General features: G+C 76.2%; 4 protein-coding genes. All 4 read left to right on the top strand.

What is annotated here, in order from left to right:
* Nucleotides 1–643 (top strand): nucleotide-binding domain containing protein (locus RWM17_RS13905; protein WP_314104636.1); only part of this gene is annotated, 643 nt, incomplete at its 5' end.
* Entirely contained in the window at nt 640–1437 is a 798-nt protein-coding gene (locus tag RWM17_RS13900; RefSeq protein WP_314104635.1) for a class II aldolase/adducin family protein, read from the top strand. The genes RWM17_RS13905 and RWM17_RS13900, both read left to right, overlap by 4 nt.
* A gap of 10 nt (nt 1438–1447) precedes the next feature.
* Nucleotides 1448–2227 (top strand): DeoR/GlpR family DNA-binding transcription regulator, encoded by a 780-nt coding sequence (locus RWM17_RS13895; protein WP_314104633.1) that lies wholly within the window; start codon nt 1448–1450, stop codon nt 2225–2227.
* Between the two features lie 25 nt (nt 2228–2252).
* Nucleotides 2253–2423 carry a hypothetical protein gene (locus RWM17_RS13890; RefSeq protein WP_191330470.1) on the top strand — a complete coding sequence of 57 codons (171 nt, stop codon included), beginning with the start codon at nt 2253–2255 and terminating at the stop codon, nt 2421–2423.
* The last annotated feature ends 179 nt before the right edge of the window (nt 2424–2602 follow it).

The following is a 2602-nucleotide window of genomic DNA, read 5'->3' as shown; positions in this document are numbered from 1 at the left end:
GCTCGTGAGCGGCGGGGCCGGCCTCGCGCTCGGGCTCGACCCGGTCGCGACGGCACCGACCTCCGCGCCGGCCTCGGCCGGGGGCGTCCCGTTCCCCTCCTTCTCCCGTCGTCGTCTCGTCGTGTGCGGCTCGGCCTCGACCACCACGCAGGCGCAGGTGGCGGCCGCGGTCGCCGCCGGGCACCCGACCCGCAAGGTCGACGTCGCGCAGGCGCTCGCCGATCCCGAGGCCGAGACCGCCTCGCTCGCCGAGTGGGTGCGCGGACTCGACGACGCCTCCGTGCCGGTCGTCTACTCGGTCGGCCAGCCGTCGGACGTCGTGCCCGCGGGGGCACTGCCCGCAGGAGGCGCGGGCGCCGTCGTCAGCGCCTCGGAGGTCGTCGAGACGGTCCTGTCGGGCCTCGTGCTCGACCTCGTCGCCGACGGCACGGTCGACCAGGTCGTCGTCGCGGGCGGCGAGACCAGCGGCGCCGTCGTCGGCTCCCTCGGCGTCGGCCTGCTCACGATCGGTCCCCTGCTCGCCCCCGGCGTCTGCTGGAGCGCGGCCACCACCGACGACGGCCGGGAGGTGGCGCTCGTCCTCAAGAGCGGCAACTTCGGCGCGGTCGACCTCTTCTCGAGCGCCTGGGAGGCGCTGGCATGAGCGGCGCCGACGCACGGACGACGACGCGGGCTGCGGAGCCCGGGCGCCTCGAGAGCGCGGCGGAGCACGCGTCGGCGAGCCGCCTCCTCGTGGCCTCCGGTCGCGCCCTCGTCGCCGCCGGGCTGAGCCCCGGCAGCTCGGGCAACGTCAGCGTCCGCGACGGCGACCGCCTGCTGATGACCGGCACCGGCACGCAGCTCGGCGAGCTGGAGCCCGACGACCTGTCGGTTCTCGACCTGGCGGGCGCGCACCTCGGCGGCCCGGCGCCGTCGAAGGAGGTGGCGCTGCACCTGGCCATGTACGCCAAGGACCCTGCCCACACCGCCGTCGTCCACGTGCACTCTCCGTCGGCGGTCGCCCTGTCGTGCCTCGAGCCGTGGTCGGCCCACAGCGCCGTCCCGCCCCTGACGCCGTACGCGCTGATGCGGGTCGGCCAGGTGCCGCTGCTGCCGTTCGTCGCCCCCGGCGACCCGGCGATGGGCGCGCTCGTCGGCGACAGCCCGCTGCCGTTCCGGGCCGCGCTGCTGTCCAACCACGGCGCCGTCGTCAGCGGCGAGGACCTCGACCGGGCCGTGCAGAGCACGATCGAGCTCGAGGAGGCGTGCCGCATCGCGCTGCTCACCCAGGGAGCCGCCCGCCGGCTGATCGCGCCGGACCAGGTGCGGGCGATCACGGCCGCGTGGGGGATGCCCTGGACCGGTCCCGCGGACGAGGCCGGCGCCTCCTCGGCTGCGGTCTCGCCTGCCTCCTCGTCCCCGGTCCCCTCGGCCGCCGGCGAGGGCCGCGACAACTAGGCTGACGCGCGTGTCGACCCCCCTCATCCCCGAGCAGCGCCGAGAGTCGATCGTCGAGCACCTGCAGCGCGAGCGGGTGCTGAGCTACCGACAGCTGACCGAGCTGCTCGGCGTCAGCCAGATGACGGTGCGCCGCGACGTCGCCGCCCTCGAGGACGCCGGCCGCGTCAGCGCGACCGCCGGCGGCGCCAAGCTCGCGTCGCGCCTGGTCGAGGAGCCGAGCCGGGCCGTCAAGCAGGAGGCGGACGTCGCCGAGAAGGAGGCGATCGCCCGCGAGGCGGCCGCCCTCGTCCACGACCACATGACCGTCTACCTCGACGCGGGCACCACGGTGCAGGCGATGCGCCGGCACCTCGACGACGTCTCCGACCTGACCGTCGTGACGAACGACCTCGCGACGGTGCAGGCGTTCCTCGACCACCCGACGGCCGACCTGATCTGCGTCGGGGGACGCGTCGACCGGGCCAACCAGTCGACGATGGGGCGCCTCACCGGCGTCGCCCTCGCCGAGCTGTCGCTCGACCTCGCGTTCGTCTCGTCGAGCTCGTGGGACCTCGCCCACGGCGTCACCACCCCCGTCGAGGCGAAGATCGAGGCCAAGCGGGCGGCCCTCGCGGTCGCGGAGCGGACCGTGCTCGTCGCCGCCAGCTCGAAGTACGGGCGCTTCGGCCGGTACCGCGCGCTGCGGCTCGACGAGCTCGACGGCGTGATCACGGACGACGCCCTCGGCGACGAGGCCGCCGCCGCGCTGCGCGACGCCGGCGTCGACCTGCGCCTCGCCGCCCGCTGACACCGCCCCCGGGTACCATCGGGGCGTGACCAGCCACCCGATCGCCCGCAGCACGCGCCGCCAGCGCGCGGCACGGCAGGCGTTCCCGAAGCGACTCGTGCTGACCAAGCGCACGTGCGGCACCAACGGCTGGATGAGCCTCTGGGGCAGCAACGCCCACGGCGAGATCGCGGGCTGCCCGCCGCCGACGGCGTGACCGCGCCCGGGATCGTCGACGACCCGGGCGCACACCTGCGCCCGCCGTCCCGCGACCCCCTCTGAGAGCCACCGTGTCCCCTGACGTCCCCGACGCCTCCTCGTCCGCCCCCGTCCCGACGGGCCAGGCCCCCTCCACGCCCGCATCCACGCCCGCGCCGCCCGCCCACGCCCCGGGCG

It is taken from the genome of uncultured Frigoribacterium sp. (genome assembly GCF_963515265.1).
In the GTDB taxonomy this organism is placed as follows: Bacteria; Actinomycetota; Actinomycetes; order Actinomycetales; family Microbacteriaceae; genus Frigoribacterium.
This window is presented reverse-complemented; position numbering and strand designations above follow the sequence as displayed.

Coding starts and splice junctions, on each gene's coding strand:
- RWM17_RS13900 (WP_314104635.1), top strand. CDS start 640: ATGAGCGGCGCCGACGCACGGACGACGACGCGGGCTGCGGAGCCCGGG.